The organism is Bradyrhizobium roseum (assembly GCF_030413175.1).
Taxonomy (GTDB): domain Bacteria; phylum Pseudomonadota; class Alphaproteobacteria; order Rhizobiales; family Xanthobacteraceae; genus Bradyrhizobium; species Bradyrhizobium roseum.
In genome coordinates this window covers 6,430,816-6,454,978 of sequence record NZ_CP129212.1, presented here as the reverse complement: position 1 = coordinate 6,454,978, position 24,163 = coordinate 6,430,816, and the positions used below count along the sequence as shown (strand labels likewise).

Here is a 24,163-nt window from a genome sequence, read left to right as displayed (position 1 = left end):
CGCAGCGCGCCGCACTCATGACTCCTTGACAGGCTTGTTAACGGGCTTGGCGCACACATCCGGATCGAGTGCGGGCAGTGGCATGGCGTCATTATCGAGCGGCAATTCGGCGATCCGTCATGCCTTTGTGCAGACCCTGGGGAAGGTCCGCGCCGCGGCGGGACGTTTGGGCGGCTATGGCGTGTTCTGGCTGAAGGCGCTGCGCCAGCCGACCATCGATCTCACCTTGCGCACCCATGCCGGCCTGATCACGCGCATCGTCGAAACCCCTGGCCTTTCGCTTTCCGAGGCTGAACTCGGTGAACTGGTCGCGCAACTGCGCGTCGTCGCCGCCAGGACATTGCCGGAGGAGAACCTCGCCTACGGCATTTTCTCCGGCGACCGTGAACGGCTGGCGCGCGCCATCGTCACGCTGATCTCCGAGGAAGCCACCGGGCGCCCGATCGCCTTCAACGCGCTGTCGGTGATGGATGTCGAACTCGATGGCGAGCCTGTGGAAGTCACCCATCTCGGCCTCGTCATGGTCGATCCTGACGAGCGGGGGCGGGGGCTGTCCTGGGTGCTCTACGGCCTGACCGCGCTGGTGCTGTTCGCCCGAGATGGCTTGCGTCAGAAATGGGTTTCGAACGTCACCCAGGTGCCGTCCGTCGTCGGCATGGTCAGTCAGACCTTTTCGGATGTCTTTCCCTCGCCGCATCCGGACGCGCGCCGAAGCTTCGCACATCTGCAACTGGCGCGCGGCATCATGGCGCGTCATCGCGCCGTGTTCGGGGTCGGTGCGGAAGCCGGTTTTGAAGAAGCCGGATTCATCATCACCAACGCCTATACCGGCGGATCCGACGGGCTGAAGAAGACGTTCGAAGCCGCGCCAAAACATCGCGACGAGCAATACAATTCCTTTTGCGCGCGCGAGCTCGACTACGAACGGGGCGACGACGTCCTTCAGATCGGCCGTATCGATCTCGCCGGCGCGCGCCGATATCTCCTGAGCGAGGTGCCCTCCGGATCGCTGCCGGCGCTGCTGGCAACCGGCGCCGCGCTGGCGCTGCAGCGGCTGGTGCTTCCCGCCGTTCACTGGCTGGACGACACGCGGCCGTTCGGCATCCTGCGACCGCGCGTCCCTCGAAACGGGAACAGCCCATGACGCCGGGACTGATCGCCGATTCCATCGTGAACCTGTGTGGCGCGATCGGCCTGGCCGTCGCCATGCTCACGCTCTACCGGCGCGACCCAAGGAGCCCGCTGACGCGCCGGCTTGTGATGGCGCTTGGCCTGATCGCGCTTTTGTTCCTGATGCGCGGGATTGCGTGGTGGAGCGGCAGCGACGTGCTCGACAATGGGTCGATGATCCCGGCGGCGCTGATCCCGCTCGGCGCCTTGCTCGTTACCGAAGGGATTTTGCGGCGTCATGCGCCGTGCGCCGCCAAGATCGCCATTCTGACCGGCGGCATCGTGCTCGGTCTCGCCGGCGCGATCGGGCCGGAACGTTTTGCCACCCCCTATGCCGTGTTGCTCGTCCTGTTCCAGCTGGTCGGCTTTGCCGTCTGCGCGTGGCTGTTGGCAACGCGCGACCAGGCGACGCTGATGGCGTCCGAAAATCGCAGCATTGGACGCCTTGCGGTGGGCGCCGTCCTCGTGATCCCCTTTATCTTCACCGACTTCCGGGTGCTGATGCCGGATATTCCGGTGAGACTCGGCGCCTTGGGGGCGCTGCTGGTCGTGACCGCGATCCTGATCGCGGAGCGCGGCGCCGAGACGCAGCGTCAAGCGCTGCTGATGACGCTATTGCGGCTGTCGGGTTCGGCGCTGCTCGGGATGGCCGCGGCCTTTGTCGCGCCGGACGTCGATGCGGCGCAGGTGATGCGGTTTTGCGCCATCGCGATCGCGGGCGTTCTCACCATCGGCCTCGCGGTGGACGCGCTGCGCGCCCATTTCGAAGCCCAGGTGCCGGGTGTGCTGAATTCGGTCGCGGCGTCGCCGGCGACCACGCGCGACGCGCTGATCGCAGAACTGGCGCGTCACCCGATCTTCGAGAGCGCGCGGCGCTATCGGGAGGACGAACTGCGGGCATACGATCCGCCGCTCTTGCGCGAATTCCTGTCCGAGGTCCGCGTACTGCGCCGCGCCGCCGCGCCGTGGGGCCGGACATTGTCCGATCCGGCCGTCGAACGCGTGATGTCGCTGTTGGCCGCGAACCACGCGACCCATCTCATCGTGCTGTCGCACGATCCGATCGACGTCATCGCGCTCGCGGTTCCCGTCATTTCGGCCGATCCGGCCACGGAAACCGCGTTGGCGCTGGTGCGCCGTCTGCTGGCGCTGACGCCGGAGACCGCCTGACACCCGTCACGCAAATTTTCTTGCCCGGCTTACGAACGGCATCGCGAGTGTGATAAGACCGCCGCCGTAACGGTTCATCACGGGGCAGGCCGATGTCGAAGCAAGCGATGCGCGAGGAGGCCGAGCGCCTGATCCGCGAGACAATGGAAAAGAAAGCCCTCGTCATCAAGCAGGGCAACACGAGGATCGAGGCGGTGTGCGGCAAATGCGGCGCGCCGAACCGCGTCCAGGCCGAAAAGGGCGCCACCCGCGTCAAATACGTCTGCAAGCAGTGCGGCGACAAGCAGGTGACGCTGTAGGATTTGCGTTCCTAGTTTGTAGGGTGGGCACGCTGCGCTTTGCCCACCCTACGAATTATTCCCCCTTCACGAATTTCGCAAACGCGTCCGCATAATCCGGATGCCAGCGCGACAGCGCGGGGCGGTTTGCCACGATATCTCCGGCGGCCCACAGCATGCGCCGTTCGTCGAGCGCCCTCGGCACGTCATTGTCCGGGCACAGGATGTAGAAGTCGCCGTCGTCGATCCGCGCGATCATGAAGTCGACGGTCTGCTCCGCCGTCCAGGCGCCCGGCGGCTTCTCGGTGCGGCCGCGCGCGGTCAGCGGCGTGAAGACGTGACCGGGGATCATCAGATGCGCTGATATTTTGCAGCCCGGAATGTTGCGCAACTCGTGCTGCAGCGCCTCGGTCTGCGCCTTCACGCCGGCCTTCGAGACGTTGTAGGCGGGGTTGCCCGGCGGCGTCGTGATGCCCTGCTTGGAGCCGGTGTTGATAATCAGGCCGGGCCGTCCGCGCTCGATCATGTGGGCCGCAAAGGCCTGCGTACCGTGGATGACGCCCCACAGATTGACCGCGAGGATGCGTTGCCAGTTCTCCAGCGGCCCAAAACTGGTGCTGTCGGGCCCGATGCCGGCATTGTTCATCAGGATGTCGGTGCCGCCGAACCGCTTTTGCACCGCGGCCTCGAGTCCTGCGAGGTCGTCGAAGCGGCTGACGTCGACGGTCGCGGTCATCACATCGGCGGCGCCGCCCTTGGCAGTGGAGGCAAGCCTGGCCGCAGCCTCCGCGAGCCGGTCTTCACCGATATCGGCAATGCAGACTTTCATGCCGAGGCCGGCAAAGCGCGTGGCGGCGGCAAGCCCGATGCCGGAAGCACCTCCCGTGATGACGGCGACATGATCGGGTGACATCGCAGGATGGGGCATGGTTCATTCTCCGGACAGATAGGGGGCATGGTTTCGCAGGCCGACGGCTCCAGCCTACCATGCCCGGATGGACTTGGCAGGTCTTCGCTTCGGTTACAGCCCGTTCGCCCGCTTTGCGGTTCCGTACTATCGTTATGGATATACGAATATAACGGGCGGCGACATTTTCGATCGAACATGCGGGAGAAGCAGGCATGGCCGTCACGACGTTCGGTCTCGCTCAGGCGTCTGGACCAGCCATGTCGGCAAGGCGGACCATGTCGCCAGGGCGCTGCGCGCCGGCCGGTCTGGGTGAATTGTTACCTGGCGAGGGACCGGGCGGGAGCGCTTATCGGCGCGCGGCTTTCTTCGGCCGCCCGATATCCTTGCGCAGCGCCTCGAGCTCCTTGCGCGCGGCGGTGGCGGCGTTGCGTTCGATCTTGCGGTAGCGCGCGATCAGCGACGCGCCGAACGGCGTCAGGACCGCGCCGCCGCCGTTCTTGCCGCCGGTCTGCGGCTCCACCGCGGCCTGGCGGCAGATCCGGTTGATCTCGTCGACCAGATCCCAGGCGCGCTTGTAGGACATCTCCATCGCCCGGCCGGCCGCCGAGATCGAGCCGCAGGCCTCGATGCTCTCCAGCAGTTCAATCTTTCCCGGTCCGATGCGTCCGTCGTCCGCCAGATCGATCCGGACGCTCAGGGAAGGAAGTGAGCTGGCGTTCGATTTCGGCATGGAGGACTTGCTTTCTTGTACCGTGCGGCGAGATTGCCACCGCGGCCTTTTACGAACAAGCTGAGGCAGTTACATATCCGTATCAACACGGGGTTTAGGAAGAGACATGAATTATCCATCGCTGTTTTCGCCGCTCAAGGTCGGCCCGTATCAGCTCGAGCATCGCCTGGCGCTGGCGCCGTTGACGCGGATGCGCGCGGCCAAGCCGTCGCTGGCGCCGCGGCCGCTCAACGCGGAATATTACGCCCAGCGCACCACCCCGGGCGGCTTGCTGATCGCCGAGGCCTCGCCGGTGATGGATACCGCCTTCGGCAGCCCCGGCGTCCCCGGCATCTATACCGAGCAGCAGATCGCGGGCTGGCGCGAGGTGGTCGACGCCGTTCACGCCAAGGGCGGAATCATTTTTCTGCAACTCTGGCACGTCGGCCGCGTCTCGCATTCCTCGTTCCAGCCGGGCGGGGTGTTGCCGGCGGCGCCCTCGGCGGTCCCGATCGCCGATCTGAAAACAGGTACGGCCGACGGCAAGGCGGTTTCATACGAAACGCCGCGGGCGCTGGAAACCGCCGAAGTGGCCAGCGTCGTTGAAGCCTACCGGCAGGCGGCGAAGAATGCGCTCCAGGCCGGCTTCGACGGCGTCGAAATTCACGGTGCCAACGGCTACCTGATCGAGCAGTTCCTGCAGTCCCATACCAACCTGCGCACCGATCAATATGGCGGCTCGATCCCGAACCGGGTGCGCTTCCTGATGGAGGTGACGAAAGCCGTGGTGGAGGTCTGGGGCGCCGATCGCGTCGGCGTGCGGCTGTCGCCCTATGGCGTCGCCAATGGCAGCGGCGAACCGGACCCGATGCCGCTCTACACCTATGTCGTCGAGCAGCTCAATCCGCTCGGTCTCGCCTATCTGCATTTCATCGAGCCGCGCTCCTCGGGCGCCGGGCGTGCCGAGGTCAACCACCAGAACGTGCCGTCGGCCATGGTCCTGTTCCGCCCGATCTGGAAAGGCGTGTTGATCACCGCCGGCGGTTTCACGGGCGAGACCGCGGACGCGGCAATCCGGGATGGCCATGCCGATGCGATCGCGTTCGGCCGCATCTTCATTTCAAATCCGGACCTGCCGCGTCGCCTGCAGCGTGGTTTTCCGCTCACGCCCTACAACCGCGCGACATTCTATGGCGGCGACGTGGCGGGATATACGGATTATCCGGCGTACAACGAGCTGGAGCAGGCGTAATTTTGTCCGTCATTCCGGGGCGATGCGAAGCATCGAACCCGGAATCCATCGCTCGGCGCGTTATGCGGTGAATGGATTCCGGGTCTGGTCCTTTGGACCATCCCGGAATGACGGCGATTGCTTTGCTACGTTCGGCGCAACGACGTTAGGGCGGCAGATATGTTCCCCGAAGTGGAATTCGAGAAAAAGAAGACAAAAGCCGTCTCGCTGGGCAAACCCGCGGCCGGCCAATGCCTGTGCGGCAAGGTCGCGTTCGAGATCGACGTGCCGGCCCGCTGGGCCTGGCACGATCACTCCGCCTCAAGCCGCCGCGCGCACGGCGCGGCTTATGCCACCTATGTCGGAAGCTGGCGCAAACGTTTTCGTATCACCAAAGGAAAGACCAGCCTTGCGCGCTATGAGGACGCGGCGACCAAAACCGCACGAAGCTTCTGTTCGAACTGCGGCACGCCGATCGCCTACGAACGTCCGCGTTCGCCGCACATGGTCAACATCCCCCGAGCGCTGTTTTCAGGCCGCACCGGGCGGCAACCGCTGTACCACATCGCGATCGAGGAACTGCAGGAATGGGCCTGGACCGGCGAACCGCTGGTGCCGCTGAAGGGTTTTCCCGGCGTGGTGTGGCAGCGCTCGAAAAAGAAGAAGCGGGCGGACCGTGAGGGGATGGCTTAACTGCGTTCGCTAGTCTCGTGCCCCGATCGCCGTGCGGCACGTCCGGAATACGGAAAAGCGCAGCTGCAGAGCAGCCATAACCCGCACTCCATTGCCACCACGCGCCAAGTTTGGTCATCTGCCCCATCCCGCGGCCAACGAACCGGCGGGCAGGAGGAATGATGAAGAACAAGATCACCGGCCGCTCCGCATTCCTGGCATTGCTGAAAGACGAGGGCGTCACGCATCTGTTCGGCAATCCCGGGACCACCGAGCTGCCGATTATGCACGCGCTGAAGGAGCATCCTGATCTCACCTATGTGATGGCGATGCAGGAAAGCCTCGTGGTCGCGATGGCCGACGGGTTCAGCCGCGCCTCCGGCAAGCTTGTCGCCTGCAACGTCCACGTCGCGCCCGGCCTCGGCAACGCGATGGGCTCGCTCTACAACGCCAGCTTCACCGGCACGCCGATGATCCTGACCGCCGGCCAGCAGGAGCAGGGCCATGGCCTGACCGAGCCGGTGCTCTATGGCCCGCTGGTGCGGATGGCCGAGCCGCTGGTGAAATGGGCGGTCGAAGTGACGCGGCTGGAGGATCTGCCGCGCATCGTGCGCCGCGCCGCCAAGATCGCGACCACGCCGCCGACCGGGCCGGTGTTCATCTCGCTGCCCGGCGACATCCTCAACGCCGAAGCCGGTATCGAGCTCGGCCGCGCGACCCGCATCGACACCCGCGTCAGGCCGTCGGAGGACTCGCTGCAGGCGCTGACCGCGCGCATCCTGAAGGCGGAGCGGCCGGTCATCATCGTCGGCGACGAGATCGTCAAGAGCGACGCGCTGAAGGAAGCCGCCGAACTGGCGGAAACGCTGGGCTGCCCGGCGTATCAGTCCTCGACGCCCTATGGCGCGCAATTCCTGTCCGAAAGCCCGTGCTTCGTCGGTCCGCTGGCGCGGATCCAGAAGATCGCGCGCGACACGCTGGCGCCCTACGACCTCATCATTGCGCTCGGCGGCGATCCGTTGCGGATGTCGGTGTACAGCGAAATCGATCCGTTGCCGGACGGGCTGTCGATCGTCCAGGTCGGCCTGGTCGACTGGGAGATCGCCAAGAACTACGGCGCCGACGTCGCGGTGAAGGCCGATGTGCGGGAGACATTGCGTGCGCTGGTGCCCGCGCTGAAGTCCGCAGGCGGTCGCGCGCTGGAGTCGCGTGCGAAAGAGGGTCTCGCCGCGCTGGCGTCGACGAATTGGGCGGCGCGGCGCAAGCCGCTGGTCGAGCAGATCTCGAAACACGCCAAAACCACGCCGATCGATCCCGACTGGCTGGCACTGCAGGTGGTCGAGGCGATGCCCGACAACGCCATCCTGGTCGACGAAGGCTTGACCTCGTCGCGGCAAATGATCGCGCTGCGCCCGCACCGCGACCGCTACGGCTATCATGCGCTGGCTTCCGGCGGCATCGGCTGGGGCCTGCCGGCCTCCGTCGGCGTCAGTCTTGCCAACCCGACCCGGCCGGTCGTGTGTTATTCCGGCGACGGCAGCTCGATGTATTCGATCCAGGCGTTGTGGACGGCGGCCAACCACAAGCTGCCGCTGACATTCGTGATCGTCAACAATGGCGGCTACCGCATCATCAAGCAGCGCCTGCTCGCCTTCCATGGCGATGACAATTACGTCGGCATGGATTTCATCGATCCGCCGGTGGATTTCACGGGCTTGGCGAAATCGCTGGGGCTGGAAGCGACGAAGGTGACCGATCCCGGCGAGTTGAAGTCGGTATTGTCGTCCGCGATCAGCCGGCCCGGTGCGAAACTGATCGAGGTGGTCGTGAGCAATTCGGTGAATTGATTACGTTTACTTGTAGCCCGGATGAGCGCAGCGACATCCGGGGCCGCTGTTAGAGGATTTCCCGGATGTCGCTCTGCTCATCCGGGCTACAAGCCTCATTCCGCCGCCGCCGCCCTTGCCTTTGCGCGATAACTCGCCGCCGGATGCCCTTCCGCCACCCGCGCCCGCCCGGCACCGAACAGCTTCTCCCGCAACGTCCCCTTGGCGTATTCGCTCTTGTAGCGCCCGCGCTTCGTCAACTCCGGCACCAGCATATCGGCGATATCCTCGAAATCGCCGGGCGAGGTGGCGAACGCCACGTTGAGCCCGTCGACATCGGTCTGCTCGAACCACGCCTCGATATCGTCGGCGACCTTTTCGGGGGTGCCGACCACGACCGGGCCGGCGCCGCCGATGCCGACATGTTCGACCACCTCGCGCACGGTCCATACCCGGTCCGGATCGGCGCGGGTGACGTTGTCGAGCGCGGTGCGTCCCGCATCGTTCTGCACATGGCGCACCTGCTGGTCGAGGTCGTACCCCGAGAAGTCGATGCCCATCCAGCCCGACATCAGCGCCAAGGCGCCCTCGGGTGCGATGTGACGGCGATAGTCGGCGTATTTCGCTTTCGCCTCGGCCTCGGTGGAGCCGAGGATGATCGTCATCATCGAGAACATCAGGATCTCGGCCGGGTTGCGCCCGATCTCCTTTGCAGCCGCGCGGATCGCCGCCACGCGCGGGCCGATGATCTTGGCCGACGGGCCCGACATGAACACGCATTCGGCATGCTGAGCCGCGAACTGCCGTCCGCGCGGCGAGGTGCCGGCCTGGTACAACACCGGCGTCCGCTGCGGCGACGGCTCGCTAAGATGGATGGCGTTGAGCCGATAGTTGTTTCCCTCGTGTTCAATGCGATGCACTTTCGACGGATCGGCAAAAATGCCGCGGGCGCGGTCGCGCAGCACGGCGCCGTCCTCCCAGCTGCCTTCCCAGAGCTTGTAGACCAACTCCATATATTCGTCGGCGATCTCGTAGCGGTCGTCATGCGCGGTCTGCTTGTCCTTGCCGGCGCCGCGCGCGGCGCTGTCGAGATAGCCCGTCACCACGTTCCAGCCGACGCGGCCCTCGGTGAGGTGATCGAGCGTCGACATCCGTCGTGCGAACGGGTAGGGCGGCTCGAACGAGAGATTGCTGGTGACACCGAAGCCGAGATTTTTCGTTACCGCCGCCATCGCCGGGATCAGCATCAACGGCTCGTTCGCCGGCGTCTGTGCGGCATTGCGCAGTGCTGCGTCCGGGCTGTCGCCGTACACGTCATAGACGCCGAGCACGTCCGCCAGAAACAGCCCGTCGAACCGGCCGCGCTCCAACGTCTTCGCGAGATCGAGCCAGTAGGGCAGGCGGTTGTAGCCCAGCGTGCGGTCGCGCGGATGGGTCCACAGCCCCGGCGATTGATGCGCCACGCAGTTCATGGCGAAGGCGTTGAGCCGGATTTCTTTGGTCATGAAACGAACCTCGGATGTGCGCGGGAGCCTCGCACCATCGCCCGGTTGAACGCCGGGCAGTTGCCTGAATTTGTTGCACCCACGCTGCTTTTAGCAAGCTTTATTGCGCGGGCAATGCCACTTCCAGCGGGCGGCGTATCCCGATAGGTTGCGCGCCACCTAGTGACAAACAAGGAAGAAAAATATGGCTGATCGAGCCGACGCGATTGCGCGGGTGCGCGAACACTTCAATTCCGGCGCGTTTCTCGCCGAACTCGGCCGCAGGGTCGGCTACCGCACCGCGAGCCAGAACCCGGACAGCGGCGCGGCGTTGCGCGCCTATCTCGTCGAGGATTTGCAACCTGCCTTCGCCGCGCTCGATTTCACCACCCGCCTGATTGAATCGCCGACTGGCGCCGGGCCGTATCTGTTCGCCGACTATCGCGAGGATGCCTCGCTGCCGACGCTGCTGACCTACGGCCATGGCGACGTCGTCGACGGCATGGAGGGCGAGTGGCGCGACAATCTCGATCCCTGGACCATCACGACCAAGGGCGAGCGCGCGTATGGCCGCGGCACCGCCGACAACAAGGGCCAGCACAGCATCAACCTCGCAGCGCTGCGCGCCGTGCGCGAGACCCGCGGCGGCAAGCTCGGCTTCAACGTGAAATTCATCATCGAGACCGGCGAGGAAATCGGCTCGCCCGATCTGCGCCAGGTGTGCGAGGCCCATCGCGAGGAACTGAAGGCGGACCTGTTCATCGCCTCCGACGGGCCGCGGCTCTCGGCCGCCCGCCCGACCATCTTCCTCGGCTGCCGCGGCGGCAACCGCATCCATCTCGATGTCAATCTGCGCGAGGGCGGCAACCATTCCGGCAATTGGGGCGGCGTGCTCGCCAATCCTGCGACGATCCTGTGCAACGCCATCGCGAGCCTGGTCGACGGCAAGGGGCGGATGAAGCTCGACGCGCTGAAGCCGCCGCGGATCTCGAACGCGGTCCGTGCCGCGCTCGCGGACGTGAGGATCGAGCCGACCGCCGACGAGCCGCAGCTGGCGGAAGACTGGGGCGAGGAGGGGCTGACGCCGGCCGAGCGGCTGTTCGCATGGAATACGCTGGAAGTGCTGGCGATGTCGTCGGGCAATATCGAAAAGCCCGCCAACGCCATTCCCGGCCGCGCCAATGCCGTGCTGCAGCTTCGCTTCGTCGTCGGCACCCGATATGAAGAAGTGATCGATGCCGTGCGCGCCTATCTGCACAGCAACGGCTTTCCGATGGTGGAAGTCAGCGGCGCGCAGCGCTTTGGCGCGTCGCGCACCGATGTCGATAGCCCCTGGGTGAACTGGACGGCGGACTCGATCCGCAACACCACCGGCAAGGCGCCGGCGATCCTGCCGAACTTTGGTGGTTCGCTGCCCAACGACGTGTTCGCCGAAGGGCTGGGGCTGCCCACGATCTGGGTGCCGCATTCCTATCCTGGCTGTTCGCAGCATGCGCCGGACGAGCATATCCTGTTGCCGGTGACGGAGGAGGCGCTTGCCATCATGGCGGGCGTGTTCTGGGACCTCGGCGAGAAGAGAGCGTTCTGAGTTGAAGGTTGCCGCTGGCTTAACCTCGCCCCGCTTGCGGGGAGAGGTCGGAGCGCGAAGCGCTCCGGGTGAGGGGGTACAGGTCTATCGATTGCACACGCCTCGCGGAGGGAGCCCCTCACCCCGACCCTCTCCCCGCAAGAGCGGGGCGAGGGAGAAGAGAACTCACACCCCCTCATCCAGCGCTACCATCTCGCGCTTCTTGCGCAGCGCCGGCAGCAGCGGGCCGATCAAGAGCACGACCGCAAACGCCAGACACACCGCCGAGATCGGCCGCTCCACAAACGTCATCAGATCCCCCTGCGACAGGATCAGCGATTTGCGCAAATTGTTCTCCAGCATCGGGCCGAGCACGAAGGCCAGCACCAGCGGCGCCGGCTCGTAGCCGAGTTTGCGCATGAAATAGCCGATAATGCCGAACGCGATCATCACATAGACGTCGAACACGTTGTTGCTGGAGCAATAGACGCCGATGATGGTGAACAGGATGATCAACGGGAACAGGATGTTGTAGGGCAGCTTAAGCAGCTGCACCCACATCCCGATCATCGGCAGGTTCAGCACCAGCAGCATCACATTGCCGATATACATGCTGGCGACGATGCCCCAGAACAGGCCGGGGTTCTGCGTGATCATCAGCGGGCCGGGCTGCACGCCGTGAATCACAAAGGCGCCGAGCAGCAGCGCCATCACCACGTTCGGCGGAATGCCGAGTGTCATCAGCGGAATGAACGCGCCGCCCGCCGCCGCATTGTTGGCGGCCTCAGGCCCCGCCACGCCCTCGATCGCGCCCTTGCCGAAGCGCTCCGGCGTCTTGGACAGCCGCTTCTCCAGCGCGTAGGACGCGAACGACGAGATCACCGCGCCGCCGCCGGGCAGGATGCCGAGGAAGAATCCCATGATCGTGCCGCGCGCCATCGGCCCGGCGCTGGCTTTCCAGTCCTCCTTGCTCGGCAAGAGGTTGGTGATCTTCGCATTGATGACGTCGCGCTTGATCGCCTGCTCGGTGTTGAGCAGCACCTCGGCGACGCCGAACAGGCCCATCACCACGGGCACGAGGCCGATGCCGTCGATCAGCTCGACCCGGCCGAAGGTCAGGCGCGGCTGCGCGGTGATGCTGTCGAGCCCGACCACGCCGAGCACGACGCCGATGCAGGCCATCAGCAGCGCCTTGGCCATCGAGCCCTGCGTCAGGAAGGTCAGCACGACGAGGCCGAGCACCATCAGGCTGAAATATTCCGCCGGTCCGAACGCAATCGCAACGCTGGCGAGCTTGGGCGCCACCAGCATCAGCGCGACCAGCGCAAAGGTGCCGGCGATGAAGGAGCCAAAGGCGGAGATACCGAGCGCCGGCCCGGCGCGGCCCTGCTTGGCCATCTGGTGACCGTCGATGCAGGTGACCACGGAGGCGGCTTCGCCGGGAATGTTGACCAGGATCGAGGTGGTCGAGCCGCCATACATCGAGCCGTAGTAGATGCCGGCCATCATGATGATGCCGGATTCCGGCGTGCCCGACAGCGTGATCGGCAGCAGCAGCGACATCGCCGAAATGGGACCGATGCCGGGCAGCACGCCGACCAGCGTGCCGATGAAGACACCGATGAAGCAGTAGATCAGGTTGACCGGCTGTAGTGCGACGCCAAAACCATGGGCGACATTGAGGAGCGTTTCCATGTGCGGTCAGCCGATCTCGAAGAGGCCCGAAGGCAACTGGATCAAAAGCAGGCGCTTGAGCACCCACCACATGCCGAGCGGAACGAGAACTGCAATCGGAACGGCGAGCGTCCAGCGCACCGGATCGACCACGCGCAACAGCAGCAGCATCAGCGGGATCGCCGACAACAGAAAGCCGAGCGGGTTGAGCGCAAAGGAAAACACGATCAGGCAGACGATGATCAGCAACGGCTTGCCCCAGCGGGCGTTTTCCCAGCGCGATCCGAGCGTCGGCCCGCCCTCGGTCAGTGCGCCGAAGATGATCGAGACAGCGAACAGGCACATCAGGATGCCCGTATAGAACAGCACGAAGCCGGAGCCGGGATCGTTGATGGTGCCGAGCTTCAGCTTCATCCCGGACCAGGCCACGAAGGCGCCGAGCCCGAGCCCGATCAGCCCGCCCCACAATTCGGAATTGTTGAGGCGGAATTTGACGTTGGTGTCGTTACTCATGCGCGATGCCTTCGGATGTCGTCCGTCTTGTCGTAACCATCAGGGCTTCTGTCTGAATTCCGTCATTGCGAGCGAAGCGACTTGTCCGCCGTAGCTCAAAGAGCGAAGGCGGAAGCAATCCATCGTCACCGGGCGTATGGAGAGTATGGATGGCTTCGTCGCTTCAGCGCAAAATTGCCTTTTGCAATTTTGTCGCAGAACTCCTCGCAACGACAGGAATAGCTGCAGAACGTCGCCAGCGTCCCGGGAGCTCAGTTCGTCTTCTTGGTCAGCCCGAGCTTGTCGATCACCTGGCGTTCGGATTCGGTCACTTCGACCACGAACTTCTTGTAGTCCTCGGTATTCTTGTAGTTCGGCACCATGTCGAATTTCGCGAGCGTGGCGATCACGGCCGGATCTTCCAGCGCTTTCTTGAAAGCGTCGTGCAGCTTGGCGACGATCTTCGGGTCCATGCCCTTCGGTCCGGCAATGCCGAACGGTGAATCATAGACCATCGGATAGCCGAGTTCCTTCAGCGTCGGCACATCGGGATAGTTCGGCGAGCGCACCGAGGTCCACACCATCAAGAGTTTCAGCTTGCCGGCGTCGACCAGCGGCCGCCAGCCGGTCGAGTCCGCCTGCAGCATGGTGTGCTGTCCCAGCACCGCGGCATTGGTTTCCGCGCCGCCCTTGAAAGGCACTTGCGTCAGCTTGACGCCCGCAAGGCCTGCGATCTGCTCCATGCCGATATGCAGCGACGTGCCGGCACCCGGCGTTGCATAGGTCACCTTGCCGGGATTCTTCTTGGCGAAGTCGACGACGTCCTGCCAGGTCTTGAACGGCGACTCGGCGCTGGTGGTGACGCCGAACGTGTAGCCGGTGAGATGAACGATGTACGTAAAATCCTTGTCCGGATTCCATGACACATCCTGCATCAAGGGCAGGCGAAACACGGTGATCGGAATCTGCGAGATGGTGTAGCCATCCGGCTTGGCCGCCGCGGCCATCGTGGCCGGGCCGACCGTGCCGCCGCCGCCGGCCTTGTTGTCAATGGCGATCGGCTGACCGAGGAGTTTGGAGGCGCTCTCGGCGATCGCCCGCATCGAGATATCGGTCGAGCCGCCCGCCGGCCATGGCACGATCAGCGTGATCGGTTTTGTCGGATATTCTTGTGCGCCGGCGGCGACGGACATCAGCACGCCGAGCGCGGCGATGGCGATGCCAAAAGGATGTCGTCCTGACATGTCAAAATCCTCCCCTTGCGACCTCGTTGATGGGAGGCGCGTTACTGTTCCCTTGCCAATCTTCCCTGAAATTGCCTGAGAAGAAAAGCTTATTGACCGCGACAACGGTTGCTGCGGGAAGCCCGGCGGGCTGAAAACCACCCATGCGACAATTGGTCTGCCGTCGGCCTCCCGAGGTGCGGAATTTGATCCATTCCGGCGCCCCGGAAGGGAAATCGGCCCAAGCGATAATCAAGGAAAGCTCAAGGCCGGGATAGCTTGCGAGCCCGGGGGTATTCGGGTCATCATGGGCGGCCGGCAAGACCGGTTCCGTTCCCATGCCGATGGCGGCGTCGCAGGAAGCCCCCGCCTGGAGCCGCCCCGCCTGGAGCCCATGAATTCAGTTTCGAACGCAACCGACGCCATCATCACCGAGGCGTTCGCCAACATTCCTGCACTGCTCGACCAGACGCCGGCGCTGATCGCGCGCGGTCGCTTCCTCGACTGCGAATGTCTGCTCGGCCCTGAAAGCCATGCTTTTCATGTCTCGATCCGGCAGGGGCGGATCGTCGAACTGACCCTGTCGCCGGTGCTGATGCGCTCCTGGCGCTTTTCCTATCGCGCCTCGGCCACGGCTTTCGCGGAATATTGGCAGCCGGCACCGCGTCCGGGTTTTCACGACCTGCTGGCGCTGACCAAGCGCGGAGAGGCCACGCTGGAGGGCGACCTGCATCCGTTCATGACGAATTTGCAGTACTTCAAGGACGTGCTGGCGTTGCCCCGTCGTCATTTCGCAACGGCCGTGTCATGAACGGCATGATCGAACCGATCGTCGGCCGCTACCTGCATGTCGATATCGACGGCGAGATGTGCCGCATCTATTTCGAGGAAAGTGGCGCGGGCATTCCGTTGGTCTGCCTGCACACCGCCGGCTCCGATGGCCGGCAATGGCGGCATCTGCTCGCGGATGAGGAATTCGCGAAGCACTTCCGCATCATCGCCTTCGACATGCCCTGGCATGGAAAATCGAACCCGCCGGCAAGCTGGGACGGCACGGAATATCAACTCACCACCGCGCGCTACACCCAGACCATCCGCGCCTTTTGCAAGGCGTTGCAACTGGACAAGCCGGTGGTGATGGGCTGCTCGATCGGCGGCCGCATCGTCCTCAACCTGGCGATTGACCATGCCGCCGAATTCCGCGCCCTCATAGGATTGGAGGGGGCGGACTTCCAGGCGCCGTGGTATGATACATCTTGGCTGAACCGTCCCGACGTCCATGGCGGGGAAGTCTGTGCCGCACTGGTCTCCGGCCTGATGGCTCCGCAAAGCCCGGCCAACGCCCGGGCCGAGACGCTATGGGCCTACAAGCAGGGCGGGCCGGGCGTGTTCAAAGGCGATTTGTATTTTTACCGGGTCGACGGCGATCTGCGGGGAAGAGTGGAGAGGATCGATACTAAAGTATGTCCGCTGTTTTTGCTCACGGGCGAGTATGATTTCTCCTGTACGCCGGAGGATACTGAACGGACCGCCGCTGCCATCGCGGGCGCCAGCGTCACCATCATGGAGCAGCTCGGGCATTTTCCGATGAGTGAGAATCCAGAACAGTTTCGCCGCTACATTTCGCCGGTGCTCGATCGGATCGTGGCCCTCGAAGCGGAGCGCGCCGGTCAAAGGTAGGCGCGGGCGCCCGCACGGCCAGCGCCACCGGATACGTTTTGGCCCGGATCGTGCAAGAAAAAAAGCCGGATAACGACCGGCGGTTGTGAGAAGACAGTTTCCAGGTTGCCGGCGAAACCCTCCGGCAATCCGGTTCGTAAGCTAACTGGCAAGTCGCCAGTTCTTGTCGATGAGCAATCATCTGTAGCCTTAGAGGAGAAGATACGTGAAACATCGTCATATGATTGGTTGTCTGCTTGCCACCGCGCTCTGCGCTGGACCGGCGGCGGCGCAGGAGCTCACCGGGACGCTGAAGAACATCAAGGACACCGGCGCCATCACGCTCGGCTTCCGCGATTCCTCGATTCCCTTCTCCTATCTCGACGACAACCAGAAGCCGATCGGCTACGCCATGGACATCTGCTACAAGATCGTCGATGCCGTGAAGAAGGAGCTCAAGCTCGACAAGCTCGAGGTCAAGCTCAACCCGGTGACGTCGTCGACCCGCATCCCGCTGCTCGCCAACGGGACCATCGATCTGGAATGCGGCTCGACCACCAACAATGTCGAGCGCCAGAAGCAGATCGCCTACACCAACACCCACTTCCTGACCGCGAGCCGTTACGTTTCGAAGAAGTCGAGCAAGATCAATTCGATTGACGACCTCAAGGGCAAGTCGGTGGTTTCCACCGCCGGCACCACCAACATCAAGCAGCTGACCGAAGCTAACGTGGAGCGCAAGCTCGGCGCCAACATCATCCCGGCCAAGGACCATGCCGAAGCGTTCTTGATGGTGGAGACCGACCGCGCGGTGGCCTTCGTGATGGACGATATCCTGCTGGCGAGCCTCGTGGCAGGCTCGAAGGCGCCGGACGATTACGTGATCTCCAAGGATGCGTTCTCCAAGCCCGAGCCCTACGGCATCATGCTGCGCAAGGACGATCCGGCCTTCAAGAAGGTGGTCGATGCCGCGACCGCGGCGCTCTACACCGGCGGCGAGGGCCAGAAGATCTACGACAAGTGGTTCACGCAGAAGATCCCGCCCAAGGGTCTGAACCTGAATACGCCGATCAGCGCCGAGCTGAAGAACGAATTCGCCAAGCCGTCCGATTCGCCGGATCCGGATTCGTACAAGTAAGCACCAGGGCGTTTTCCGGCGAAAGCCAGCCCCGGACTTGATCCGGGAGGGCCGTTCGCGTCGAGAAAACGCGTCAGACCAGGAAACCTGGAGCCCATCCCGATTCCATCGGAACGGGCTCCAGCAGACGACGTCTTGCTGCCCATGCAATGGCCCGGTCATTGCATGGGCATTTGACGTTTATGTCGGGTTCGATCATGGAGGGCTGCGCAGGCCGTCGTCGAATGGTCCGAAGCCATCCAGTGAGGAGAATATTCGTATGAGACAATGGCGTATGATCGCCTGCACGCTGGCGATCGCCGGCTGCGCCGGACAGGCCGGCGCGCAGGAATTGACCGGGACACTGAAGAACATCAAGGAGACCGGCGCCATCACGCTCGGCTACCGTGAATCCTCGATCCCGTTTTCCTATATCGACGACAGCCAGAAGCCGGTCGGCTACGCCATGGACATCTGCTACAAGATCGTCGATGCCGTGAAGAAGGAGCTGAAGCTCGACAAGCTCGAGGTCAAGCTCAACCCGGTGAGCTCGTCGGCGCGGATTCCGCTGATGGCGAACGGGACCATCGACCTCGAATGCGGATCCACGACCAACAACACCGACCGCTTGAAGCAGGTGGCGTTCACCAACACGCATTTCCTGACGGCCACCCGATTCGTTTCCAAGAAGTCGAGCAAGCTCGGCTCGATCGACGATCTCAAGGGCAAGCCGGTGGCTTCCACCTCGGGCACCACTAACATCAAGCAGCTCACCGAGACCAACGCGGCGCGCAACCTCGGCATCAACATCATTCCCGCCAAGGAGCATGCCGAGTCGTTCCTGCTGGTCGAAACCGACCGTGCGGTCGCGGCCGTGCTGGACGACATCCTGCTCGCCAGCTTCGTCGCGGGATCGAAGGATCCGGATGCCTATGTGATTTCCAGCGACGCGTTCTCGAAGCCGGAGCCCTACGGCATCATGCTGCGCAAGGACGATCCGGCGTTCAAGAAGCTGGTCGATGGCGCCACCGCCGCGCTCTACACCGGCGGCGAGGGCCAGAAGATCTACGACAAGTGGTTCACCCAGAAGATCCCGCCGAAGGGATTGAACCTCAATGTTCCGATCGGCGCCGAGCTGAAGAACGCGTTCGCCAAGCCTTCGGATTCGCCGGATCCGGATTCCTACAAGTAGGAACCATCTCCTCATGGTGAGGAGGCGCCACCGGGTCCGCGCGTAGCGCGGCCCGATGACAGGCTTCGCGCCGTCTCGAACCATGAGGCCACGGGCGGGCCTGCATCCTTCGAAACGCCGCTTTTTGCGGGCTCCTCAGGATGACGGGCTCGAAGGGGTCGACTTGGCCATTCCTCTCGGGAAATGGCCGGAGATTTGCATGGACGTTGTTCCGATAAACGCTAATCTGGTGGCGTTGGCGCGTGATATCGGCGGCGCTACGCGGGGGCGAAAGTGAACTATAACTGGAATTGGGGCATCTTCTGGCAGCCGTCGCCGAACGGCACCGGCAACTATCTCGATATGCTGCTGTCAGGTCTGGTGCTGACGATCGAGACGGCGCTGCTGGCCTGGATCATCGCGTTGGTGATCGGAACGATCGTCGGTGTCATGCGCACGCTGCCGTCGAAGACCGCATCCGCGATCGGCTTCTGCTATGTCGAATTCTTCCGCAACATTCCGTTGCTGGTGCAGCTGTTCCTGTGGTTCTTCGTGCTGCCGGAACTACTGCCGCGCACCGCCGGGCTGTGGTTGAAGCAAATGCCGAACGCGCCGTTCTGGACGGCATCGATCGGCGTCGGCCTGTTCATGTCGGTGCGCGTCGCCGAGCAGCTCCGCGCCGGCATCGGTTCGCTGCCGCGCGGGCAAAAAATGGCGGCGACCGCGCTCGGACTGACGACGACGCAGGCCTATCGCTATGTGCTGCTGCCGATCGCGTTCCGCGTCATCCTGCCGCCGCTGACATCGGAGTTTCTCAGCACGATCAAGAACACCTCGGTCGCCATCACCATCGGCCTGATCGAGCTGACCGGCCAGGCGCGCGCCATGCAGGAGTTTTCGTTTCAGGTGTTCGAGGCCTTCACGGCCGCGACGGTGTTGTATCTCCTCGTCAACATCGTTGTCGTGATCGGCATGCGTCTTCTCGAACGCCAGGTGGCCATCCCCGGCTACATTTCCGGGAAGTAAAGGGCACCCTATGTTCAGCAATTTCGACTTTGACGTCATCCGCCGGTCGCTCGGATACCTGTTTCTCGACGGCATGACTTTCACCCTGACGCTGACCGCGCTCTCCGCGGTCGGCGGCCTGGTGCTGGGCACCTTGCTGGCGCTGATGCGGTTGTCCGGCTTCAAGCTGCTGGGTCGTATCGCCGGCCTCTATGTCGACCTGATGCGTTCGCTGCCGCTGGTGCTGGTGATCTTCTGGTTCTATTTCCTGGTGCCCTATATCGGACAGTGGCTGACCGGCGCATCACGGCCGATCAAAGTCGGCGCGTTCGCATCCTCGCTGATCACCTTCATCATGTTCGAGGCGGCGTATTTCTCTGAAATCATGCGCGCCGGCATTCAGTCGATCTCGAAGGGACAGCCGGCTGCGGCGTACGCCCTCGGCCTGACCTACCGCCAGACCATGAGCTACGTCGTGCTGCCCCAGGCATTCCGCAACATGCTGCCGGTGCTGCTGACGCAGACCATCGTGCTGTTCCAGGACACCTCGCTGGTCTATGTGCTGTCGATCCCGGACTTCCTCGGCGCCGCCAGCAAGGTGGCGCAGCGCGACGGCCGGCTGGTCGAGATGTACCTGTTCGCGGCGGTGGTCTATTTCGCGATTTCCAGTATCGCGTCCTATGGCGTCCGGCGCCTGCAGGCGCGCATTTCCATTGTTCGGTAGGAAGAGTTCATGATCGAGATCAGCCACGTCAATAAATGGTACGGGCCGACTTTCCAGGTGCTGAAGGATTGCACCACCAGCGTCGCCAAGGGCGAGGTCGTGGTGGTGTGCGGTCCGTCGGGCTCGGGAAAATCGACGCTGATCAAGTGCGTCAACGCGCTGGAGCCGTTCCAGGAAGGCAAGATCGTGCTCGACGGCATCACGGTCAACGACCCCAAGACCGATCTGCCGAAACTGCGCGCCCGCGTCGGCATGGTGTTCCAGCACTTCGAGCTGTTTCCGCATTTGCGGATCATCGAGAACCTGTGCCTGGCGCAGGAGAAGGTGCTGGGCCGCTCGCACGACGCCGCAATGGCCAAGGGCGAAAAGCTGCTCGCGCGCGTCGGGCTGACGGTGCATGCGAACAAATACCCGGCCGAACTGTCCGGCGGCCAGCAGCAGCGCGTCGCGATCGCGCGGGCGCTCGCGATGGACCCGATCGCGATGCTGTTCGACGAGCCAACCTCGGCGCTCGATCCCGAGATGATCAGCGAGGTGCTCGACGTCATGGTCGACCTCGCCCGCGAAGGCATGACCATGATGGTCGTCACCCACGAGATGGGTTTTGCCCGCAAGGTCGCGCATCGCGTGATCTTCATGGACAAGGGCGAGATCGTCGAGGATGCGCAAAAGGACGAATTCTTCGGCAGTCCCCGCAGCGAGCGCGCGCAGCATTTCTTGTCGAAGATTTTGTCGCATTGAGGCATGGCTGCCCAACCTGTCATTGCGCCGGGATGACGCGGCGAGGGGTTCCTCGCCCTCGCCAAATTGCCTATAAGGTCCGCCACACCGCCTTTTGCTATCTCCAGGAGACCCGACTTTGGAACCGATCGCTTACGTCAACGGCTCGTTTGTCCCACTCTCAGAGGCCAAGGTCTCGATCCTCGACCGCGGCTTCCTGTTTGCCGACGGCATCTACGAGGTCGCCGCCGTGCTGGACGGCAAGCTGATCGACAACGCCTCGCATCTGGCGCGGCTGGAGCGCTCGGTCGGCGAGATCGAGTTGGCGCTGCCGGAGACGACCGCGCGCATCGAGGAGATTCAGCATGAGCTGGTCAAGCGCAACAACCTCGTCAACGGCATGGTCTATCTGGAAGTGACACGCGGCGCCGATACCGGGCGCGACTTTGCGTTTCCCAAGGGCGTCAAGCCGACGCTGATCATGTTCACCTCGACCAAGGACATCATCAACGCACCCTCGGCCAAGACTGGCATCGACGTCATCACGGTGCCCGACCTGCGCTGGACCCGGCGCGACATCAAGAGCGTCGCGCTGCTGGCGCAGGTGCTGGCCAAGCAGGCGGCGGCGGTGGCCGGCGCCGGCGAGGCCTGGATGATCGAGGACGGCAAGGTGACCGAGGGCGGCTCGTCGTCCTGCTTCATCCTGACCCAGGACGACGTCATCGTGACCCGGCAGAACGGCAGCGCCATCCTGCCCGGCTGCACCCGCAAGGCGGTGATCGCGTTGGCCGAAGAGCGCCAGCTCCGCGTCGAGGAGCGGGCGTTTTCGGTCGAGGAGGCGCTGGCCGCCAAGGAGGCTTTCATCACCAGCGCGACCGTGTTCGTACAGGCCGTGGTATCGATCGACGGCAAGAAGGTCGCCGACGGCAAGCCCGGCCCGATGACCAATCGCCTGCGCGAGATCTACGTCGAGTTTGCCAAGGCGACGGCGGTTTAGCCGCGCCTCCTGCCCGGTGTCGTCACCCGCGCAGGCGGGTGACCCAGTATTCCAGAGACGTCAATGCTGGACCGAGATGCCGCGGCGTACTGGATGCCCCGCCTGCGCGGGTCACGACAGTGAGAGATTCGAACGGAAGAACAAGCCGGGGGCGGCGCAGCGAACCTCAAACCTTCGCCTTCACAAACCGGTTCCGCAGCGTCCCGATCCCGGTGATGTCGATCTCGACCACGTCGCCGTCTTTCAGGTCGGGCGAGGCGCCGTCGGTGCCCATCCAGATCACGTCGCCGGGCGACAGCGTGAAGTACTTGGACAGTTCGACCAGAAACGGCACGACGCCGAAGATCATGTCGTTGGTGTGGAAGCGGCCGGTCTCCTTGCCGTTGACGCGGATCACCGTTTCCATCCTGGCGAGATCAGCCTCGGTTTCGATCCATGGCCCCATCGGCTTGAAAGTGTCGGCGTTCTTGGAGCGCCACAGGCTGCGGTCGGCCTTCTGCCAGCTGCGCTCGCTGACGTCGTTGCCGATGGTGTAGCCGAACACGCAATCCATCGCGTTGGCCTCGGTGAGATGCTTTGCCTTCTTGCCGATCACGACCACGAGTTCGCCCTCGTAGTGGATCTTCTCGGTCGCGCTCGCCGGGATTACGACATCCTCGTCATGGGCGATCAGCGCGTTCTGCGCGCGATAGCCGATTTCGGGCCGGTCGGGCACGTTGGGCACCGTGCCGGCCTTGTCGGCGGCTTCCTTGAGATGCTTGAGGTAGTTGAGGCCCACGCAATAGAACGTGCGCGGGATCAGCGGCAGTTCGATCTTGACGTCCTTCAGCGCGTGCGACTGCGTTCCGCGCTGCCACTCGCCAAAGGGATCGCCGTTGACGGCGATCACCTGGTCGCCTTCGACGATGCCCCAGGATGTCTTGCCGGCGGCGGTGAATTGGAGCCAACGCATGGAATGACCTCTTGTTGTTGCTATTCGGCTGCGACCCGCGGCGTGGATTTCCAGGCACCGGCGGTGGGCCGCGTCAGGCCGAGATTTTCGCGCAAGGTCTTGCCGGCATAGTCCTTGTGAAACAGGCCGCGACGCTGCAGTTCCGGCACGACGTGTTGCACGAAATCGGAATACGAGCCCGGCACGATGGTCGCCGCGATGACAAAGCCGTCGCAGCCGCGCTCGACGAACATCTCTTCGAGCCTATCCGCGACCTCCTTCGGGCCGCCGACGATCGCGTCATGTACTTGGCCACGGCCGGAGAAGGTCACGAAATCGCGCGCGCTGGGATTCGACTTGCCCGAGGTCTTGAGCACGCCGTCGCGAATGCCCAAAATGCCCTGCATGCTCTTGAGGTCTTCCGATGTCAGCGGCTCGTCGAGCGGTTTTGATGCAAAGTCGAAGTTGAGCGCTTCCGCGAGCAGGGACAGCGCGTCGATCTCGAGCGGCAGCTTGTTGATCACGGCCATCTTGTCCTCGGCCTCGGCCCTGGTCGCGGCGCAGACCGGCGTCGTAAGGTTGCACAGCCGCATCTGGTCCGGATCGCGGCCGGCTTTCGCCGCCTCGTTGCGAACCGCCGCATAGCCTTCCTTGGCGGCGGCGACGGTGCGCGCGGCGGTGAAGATCACCTCGCCCCATCGCCCCGCAAAGCGCTGACCGCGGCCGGAGGCGCCGGCCTGGATGATGACGGGGTGGCCCTGCGCCGAGCGCGGCACGGTGAACGGCCCGCGCGACTTGTAGAAAACGCCCTTGTGGTCGAGCCGCTTCACCTTGGACGGATCGGCGAACCGGCCGGTCTTCTTGTCCATGATCAGCGCGCCGTCTTCCCAGGTGTCCCAGTGGCCGAGCACGACTTCCATGAACTCGTCGGCGCGATCGTAGCGGTGGTCATGTTCGAGATGGGCGTCCTTGCCCATGTTCTGCGCCTCGCCGTCATTGAGCGAGGTGACGACGTTCCATCCGGCGCGGCCGCCCGACATCAGGTCGAGGGTGGCGAAGCGCCGGGCGACGTCGAACGGCTCGAAATAGGTGGTCGAGGCGGTCGATCCCAGCCCGAGCTTGGTCGTGGCCATGCCCATCGTGGTCAGCACCACCAGCGGGTCCATCTTCACGCAGCGGATGCCATATTCGACGGTGTGGGCATGGTCGTTGCCGTAACGGTCCGGCATCGCCAGGCGGTCGTCGAAGAACGCCATGTGGAATTTGCCGGCTTCGAGAATTCGGGCAATCTCCTGATAGTAATCGGCCGACATCGAATCGTCGCGCGATTCCGGATGCCGCCATGAACTCGGCAGGTTGGTGCAGTTCTGCGCCTGCAGGAATCCCACCAGCGCCATTTGCCGTGTCATGCCGTTCTCCTTGTGCTGGCCGGC

General features: G+C 63.8%; 24 protein-coding genes. 15 read left to right on the top strand and 9 right to left on the bottom strand.

Features of this window, described 5'->3' with window-relative positions:
- Nucleotides 1-82 precede the first annotated feature (82 nt).
- From QUH67_RS30590 to QUH67_RS30580, 3 genes are all read left to right on the top strand, one after another.
- Nucleotides 83-1,144: a hypothetical protein gene (locus QUH67_RS30590; RefSeq protein ID WP_300943225.1), complete on the top strand. Its 1,062-nt coding sequence runs from the start codon at nt 83-85 to the stop codon at nt 1,142-1,144.
- Nucleotides 1,141-2,340, top strand: coding sequence for a hypothetical protein (locus tag QUH67_RS30585; RefSeq protein ID WP_300943223.1), 1,200 nt, complete (start codon nt 1,141-1,143; stop codon nt 2,338-2,340). Before QUH67_RS30590 ends, QUH67_RS30585 begins: the two co-directional genes overlap by 4 nt.
- A 92-nt stretch (nt 2,341-2,432) precedes the next feature.
- Complete coding sequence (locus tag QUH67_RS30580) at nt 2,433-2,639, top strand: hypothetical protein (RefSeq protein ID WP_028350436.1); 207 nt, start codon at nt 2,433-2,435, stop codon at nt 2,637-2,639.
- Nucleotides 2,640-2,694: 55 nt separating this feature from the next.
- Here QUH67_RS30580 and QUH67_RS30575 read toward each other — a convergent pair whose 3' ends face one another.
- Together QUH67_RS30575 and QUH67_RS30570 are read right to left on the bottom strand one after the other, a co-directional pair.
- On the bottom strand, nt 2,695-3,546 hold the full coding sequence (locus QUH67_RS30575) for an SDR family NAD(P)-dependent oxidoreductase (protein ID WP_300943217.1): 852 nt from the start codon (nt 3,544-3,546) through the stop codon (nt 2,695-2,697).
- Between the two features lie 328 nt (nt 3,547-3,874).
- Entirely contained in the window at nt 3,875-4,258 is a 384-nt protein-coding gene (locus tag QUH67_RS30570) for a winged helix-turn-helix domain-containing protein (protein ID WP_300943215.1), read from the bottom strand.
- 106 nt (nt 4,259-4,364) lie between these two features.
- Between QUH67_RS30570 and QUH67_RS30565 the strand changes: the two genes are divergently transcribed.
- The 3 genes from QUH67_RS30565 to QUH67_RS30555 all read left to right on the top strand — a co-directional run bounded on the left by QUH67_RS30565 (nt 4,365) and on the right by QUH67_RS30555 (nt 7,987).
- Nucleotides 4,365-5,489, top strand: coding sequence for an alkene reductase (locus QUH67_RS30565; RefSeq protein WP_300943213.1), 1,125 nt, complete (start codon nt 4,365-4,367; stop codon nt 5,487-5,489).
- A gap of 159 nt (nt 5,490-5,648) precedes the next feature.
- Complete coding sequence (locus QUH67_RS30560; RefSeq protein ID WP_300943210.1) at nt 5,649-6,161, top strand: GFA family protein; 513 nt, start codon at nt 5,649-5,651, stop codon at nt 6,159-6,161.
- A 161-nt stretch (nt 6,162-6,322) separates the two neighbouring features.
- Nucleotides 6,323-7,987: a thiamine pyrophosphate-binding protein gene (locus QUH67_RS30555; protein ID WP_300943208.1), complete on the top strand. Its 1,665-nt coding sequence runs from the start codon at nt 6,323-6,325 to the stop codon at nt 7,985-7,987.
- A gap of 95 nt (nt 7,988-8,082) precedes the next feature.
- Here the strand turns inward: QUH67_RS30555 and QUH67_RS30550 are convergent, their stop codons facing one another.
- Nucleotides 8,083-9,471, bottom strand: a complete 1,389-nt coding sequence (locus QUH67_RS30550) for an LLM class flavin-dependent oxidoreductase (RefSeq protein WP_300943206.1) — start codon at nt 9,469-9,471, stop codon at nt 8,083-8,085.
- A gap of 184 nt (nt 9,472-9,655) precedes the next feature.
- Between QUH67_RS30550 and QUH67_RS30545 the strand changes: the two genes are divergently transcribed.
- On the top strand, nt 9,656-11,038 hold the full coding sequence (locus tag QUH67_RS30545) for a M20 family metallopeptidase (protein WP_300943204.1): 1,383 nt from the start codon (nt 9,656-9,658) through the stop codon (nt 11,036-11,038).
- A gap of 165 nt (nt 11,039-11,203) precedes the next feature.
- Here QUH67_RS30545 and QUH67_RS30540 read toward each other — a convergent pair whose 3' ends face one another.
- From QUH67_RS30540 to QUH67_RS30525, 4 genes are all read right to left on the bottom strand, one after another.
- Nucleotides 11,204-12,712 (bottom strand): tripartite tricarboxylate transporter permease, encoded by a 1,509-nt coding sequence (locus tag QUH67_RS30540; protein WP_300943202.1) that lies wholly within the window; start codon nt 12,710-12,712, stop codon nt 11,204-11,206.
- A 6-nt stretch (nt 12,713-12,718) separates the two neighbouring features.
- Nucleotides 12,719-13,204 (bottom strand): tripartite tricarboxylate transporter TctB family protein, encoded by a 486-nt coding sequence (locus QUH67_RS30535; protein ID WP_300943200.1) that lies wholly within the window; start codon nt 13,202-13,204, stop codon nt 12,719-12,721.
- A gap of 251 nt (nt 13,205-13,455) precedes the next feature.
- On the bottom strand, nt 13,456-14,427 hold the full coding sequence (locus tag QUH67_RS30530) for a tripartite tricarboxylate transporter substrate binding protein (protein WP_300943199.1): 972 nt from the start codon (nt 14,425-14,427) through the stop codon (nt 13,456-13,458).
- 1 nt (nt 14,428) lies between these two features.
- A complete protein-coding gene (locus tag QUH67_RS30525) occupies nt 14,429-14,728 on the bottom strand; it encodes a hypothetical protein (RefSeq protein ID WP_300943198.1) in 300 nt (99 codons plus the stop codon).
- A 72-nt stretch (nt 14,729-14,800) separates the two neighbouring features.
- On the opposite strand from QUH67_RS30525, the gene QUH67_RS30520 reads away from it, so the two are divergent.
- From QUH67_RS30520 to QUH67_RS30485, 8 genes are all read left to right on the top strand, one after another.
- On the top strand, nt 14,801-15,217 hold the full coding sequence (locus tag QUH67_RS30520; protein WP_300943197.1) for a hypothetical protein: 417 nt from the start codon (nt 14,801-14,803) through the stop codon (nt 15,215-15,217).
- Nucleotides 15,214-16,086, top strand: a complete 873-nt coding sequence (locus QUH67_RS30515) for an alpha/beta fold hydrolase (protein ID WP_300943196.1) — start codon at nt 15,214-15,216, stop codon at nt 16,084-16,086. The genes QUH67_RS30520 and QUH67_RS30515 overlap by 4 nt, the downstream gene beginning before the upstream one ends.
- 220 nt (nt 16,087-16,306) lie before the next feature.
- Nucleotides 16,307-17,203 carry an amino acid ABC transporter substrate-binding protein gene (locus tag QUH67_RS30510; RefSeq protein WP_300948227.1) on the top strand — a complete coding sequence of 299 codons (897 nt, stop codon included), beginning with the start codon at nt 16,307-16,309 and terminating at the stop codon, nt 17,201-17,203.
- A 259-nt stretch (nt 17,204-17,462) separates the two neighbouring features.
- Nucleotides 17,463-18,374, top strand: coding sequence for an amino acid ABC transporter substrate-binding protein (locus QUH67_RS30505; protein ID WP_300943195.1), 912 nt, complete (start codon nt 17,463-17,465; stop codon nt 18,372-18,374).
- 273 nt (nt 18,375-18,647) lie between these two features.
- Nucleotides 18,648-19,379 carry an amino acid ABC transporter permease gene (locus QUH67_RS30500; RefSeq protein ID WP_300943194.1) on the top strand — a complete coding sequence of 244 codons (732 nt, stop codon included), beginning with the start codon at nt 18,648-18,650 and terminating at the stop codon, nt 19,377-19,379.
- 10 nt (nt 19,380-19,389) lie between these two features.
- Nucleotides 19,390-20,082, top strand: a complete 693-nt coding sequence (locus tag QUH67_RS30495) for an amino acid ABC transporter permease (RefSeq protein ID WP_300943193.1) — start codon at nt 19,390-19,392, stop codon at nt 20,080-20,082.
- 9 nt (nt 20,083-20,091) lie between these two features.
- Nucleotides 20,092-20,823 carry an amino acid ABC transporter ATP-binding protein gene (locus QUH67_RS30490; RefSeq protein ID WP_300943192.1) on the top strand — a complete coding sequence of 244 codons (732 nt, stop codon included), beginning with the start codon at nt 20,092-20,094 and terminating at the stop codon, nt 20,821-20,823.
- A 118-nt stretch (nt 20,824-20,941) separates the two neighbouring features.
- Nucleotides 20,942-21,799, top strand: a complete 858-nt coding sequence (locus QUH67_RS30485; RefSeq protein WP_300943191.1) for a D-amino-acid transaminase — start codon at nt 20,942-20,944, stop codon at nt 21,797-21,799.
- 166 nt (nt 21,800-21,965) lie between these two features.
- Here QUH67_RS30485 and QUH67_RS30480 read toward each other — a convergent pair whose 3' ends face one another.
- Together QUH67_RS30480 and QUH67_RS30475 are read right to left on the bottom strand one after the other, a co-directional pair.
- Nucleotides 21,966-22,751 (bottom strand): fumarylacetoacetate hydrolase family protein, encoded by a 786-nt coding sequence (locus QUH67_RS30480; RefSeq protein WP_300943190.1) that lies wholly within the window; start codon nt 22,749-22,751, stop codon nt 21,966-21,968.
- A 20-nt stretch (nt 22,752-22,771) separates the two neighbouring features.
- Nucleotides 22,772-24,139: an LLM class flavin-dependent oxidoreductase gene (locus QUH67_RS30475; RefSeq protein WP_300943189.1), complete on the bottom strand. Its 1,368-nt coding sequence runs from the start codon at nt 24,137-24,139 to the stop codon at nt 22,772-22,774.
- Nucleotides 24,140-24,163: the final 24 nt, after the last annotated feature.

Excerpts from the sequence above, each read along its gene's own strand:
- QUH67_RS30530 (WP_300943199.1), bottom strand. The coding sequence starts at position 14,427 with ATGTCAGGACGACATCCTTTTGGCATCGCCATCGCCGCGCTCGGCGTG.
- QUH67_RS30575 (WP_300943217.1), bottom strand. The coding sequence starts at position 3,546 with ATGCCCCATCCTGCGATGTCACCCGATCATGTCGCCGTCATCACGGGA.
- QUH67_RS30565 (WP_300943213.1), top strand. The coding sequence starts at position 4,365 with ATGAATTATCCATCGCTGTTTTCGCCGCTCAAGGTCGGCCCGTATCAG.
- QUH67_RS30555 (WP_300943208.1), top strand. The coding sequence starts at position 6,323 with ATGAAGAACAAGATCACCGGCCGCTCCGCATTCCTGGCATTGCTGAAA.
- QUH67_RS30515 (WP_300943196.1), top strand. The coding sequence starts at position 15,214 with ATGAACGGCATGATCGAACCGATCGTCGGCCGCTACCTGCATGTCGAT.
- QUH67_RS30510 (WP_300948227.1), top strand. The coding sequence starts at position 16,307 with ATGATTGGTTGTCTGCTTGCCACCGCGCTCTGCGCTGGACCGGCGGCG.
- QUH67_RS30520 (WP_300943197.1), top strand. The coding sequence starts at position 14,801 with ATGAATTCAGTTTCGAACGCAACCGACGCCATCATCACCGAGGCGTTC.
- QUH67_RS30580 (WP_028350436.1), top strand. The coding sequence starts at position 2,433 with ATGTCGAAGCAAGCGATGCGCGAGGAGGCCGAGCGCCTGATCCGCGAG.
- QUH67_RS30550 (WP_300943206.1), bottom strand. The coding sequence starts at position 9,471 with ATGACCAAAGAAATCCGGCTCAACGCCTTCGCCATGAACTGCGTGGCG.
- QUH67_RS30505 (WP_300943195.1), top strand. The coding sequence starts at position 17,463 with ATGAGACAATGGCGTATGATCGCCTGCACGCTGGCGATCGCCGGCTGC.
- QUH67_RS30545 (WP_300943204.1), top strand. The coding sequence starts at position 9,656 with ATGGCTGATCGAGCCGACGCGATTGCGCGGGTGCGCGAACACTTCAAT.
- QUH67_RS30495 (WP_300943193.1), top strand. The coding sequence starts at position 19,390 with ATGTTCAGCAATTTCGACTTTGACGTCATCCGCCGGTCGCTCGGATAC.
- QUH67_RS30480 (WP_300943190.1), bottom strand. The coding sequence starts at position 22,751 with ATGCGTTGGCTCCAATTCACCGCCGCCGGCAAGACATCCTGGGGCATC.
- QUH67_RS30490 (WP_300943192.1), top strand. The coding sequence starts at position 20,092 with ATGATCGAGATCAGCCACGTCAATAAATGGTACGGGCCGACTTTCCAG.
- QUH67_RS30570 (WP_300943215.1), bottom strand. The coding sequence starts at position 4,258 with ATGCCGAAATCGAACGCCAGCTCACTTCCTTCCCTGAGCGTCCGGATC.
- QUH67_RS30585 (WP_300943223.1), top strand. The coding sequence starts at position 1,141 with ATGACGCCGGGACTGATCGCCGATTCCATCGTGAACCTGTGTGGCGCG.
- QUH67_RS30560 (WP_300943210.1), top strand. The coding sequence starts at position 5,649 with ATGTTCCCCGAAGTGGAATTCGAGAAAAAGAAGACAAAAGCCGTCTCG.
- QUH67_RS30540 (WP_300943202.1), bottom strand. The coding sequence starts at position 12,712 with ATGGAAACGCTCCTCAATGTCGCCCATGGTTTTGGCGTCGCACTACAG.
- QUH67_RS30535 (WP_300943200.1), bottom strand. The coding sequence starts at position 13,204 with ATGAGTAACGACACCAACGTCAAATTCCGCCTCAACAATTCCGAATTG.
- QUH67_RS30590 (WP_300943225.1), top strand. The coding sequence starts at position 83 with ATGGCGTCATTATCGAGCGGCAATTCGGCGATCCGTCATGCCTTTGTG.
- QUH67_RS30475 (WP_300943189.1), bottom strand. The coding sequence starts at position 24,139 with ATGACACGGCAAATGGCGCTGGTGGGATTCCTGCAGGCGCAGAACTGC.